The organism is Vibrio sp. YT-19(2023) (assembly GCF_033337395.1).
The window spans coordinates 1-854 of the sequence record NZ_JAWOQN010000290.1 but is presented as its reverse complement, the minus strand read 5'-3'; the positions used below and the strand labels follow the sequence as shown (position 1 = coordinate 854).

Here is an 854-nt window from a genome sequence, read left to right as displayed (position 1 = left end):
TCAAGAAGATATGACCATCATCAAAGAAGCCATTCGTCTGTCTGCATCGTCAATCAACTCGCAACCATGGAAATTCATCGTTATTGAAAGTGATGAAGCGAAACAACGCTTCCACAGCACGTTCGCGAACAAACACCAATTTAACCAACCCCACGCAACCACGGCGTCGCACACGATCCTTCTTGCTTACGATCCTAAGTTCACAAAAGAGAAGTTTGCAAAACGCGTGGATGCCGAAGTCACTTCAGGTCACCTACCAGCAGATATGTACAACACCTTTATGGGCGCATACGCATTTGCCGAAGCGAACACCGATGAAAATGGCTTCAACGGTCATTGGACTAAGGCGCAAGTTTACATCGCACTGGGTAACCTACTGCACACATTGGCGCGCCTTGGTATTGACTCCACTCCAATGGAAGGCGTTGATCCTGAGCTGATTGGCGAAGAATTTAAAGACGAGTTGGAAGGCCACGTTTGTGAAGTTGCGCTGGCGATTGGTTACCACAAAGATGGTGAAGACTACAATCACGGTCTACCTAAAGCGCGTATGGCATTGGGTGATGTTATCACCACGCTATAAAAGCTGATTGAAATCATCATTGTTGAATGAACAAGCCGCACATTGATGTGCGGCTTGTTTGTTTTGAGTGTAATTTGAGTTGAGTATCGCTTTCAGTTCAGACGTTTATCTCAACTAAGCCACTTGCTCGGATTTAAAATTACCAAGCAGCGCGTCATACAACTCGTGATCACTCAACACACCAACCAACTTGTCATCTTCCACCAGCAACAGAGGCTGGTTACTGCGCTGCTTAAGCTCTATCGCTTCGCGCATGCTGATGTTCGGGCTA

1 protein-coding gene and 1 pseudogene are annotated in these 854 nt (G+C 46.6%); one reads left to right on the top strand and one right to left on the bottom strand.

From position 1 onward, the window contains the following. Positions 1-583: NAD(P)H-dependent oxidoreductase (locus tag R7E78_RS25465; protein ID WP_318058519.1), on the top strand; the 583-nt coding region annotated here is incomplete at its 5' end. Positions 584-697: 114 nt separating this feature from the next. On the opposite strand, the pseudogene R7E78_RS25460 reads toward R7E78_RS25465, so the two are convergent. Beyond that, a pseudogene (locus R7E78_RS25460) lies at positions 698-854 on the bottom strand (choline ABC transporter ATP-binding protein); the annotation flags it as partial.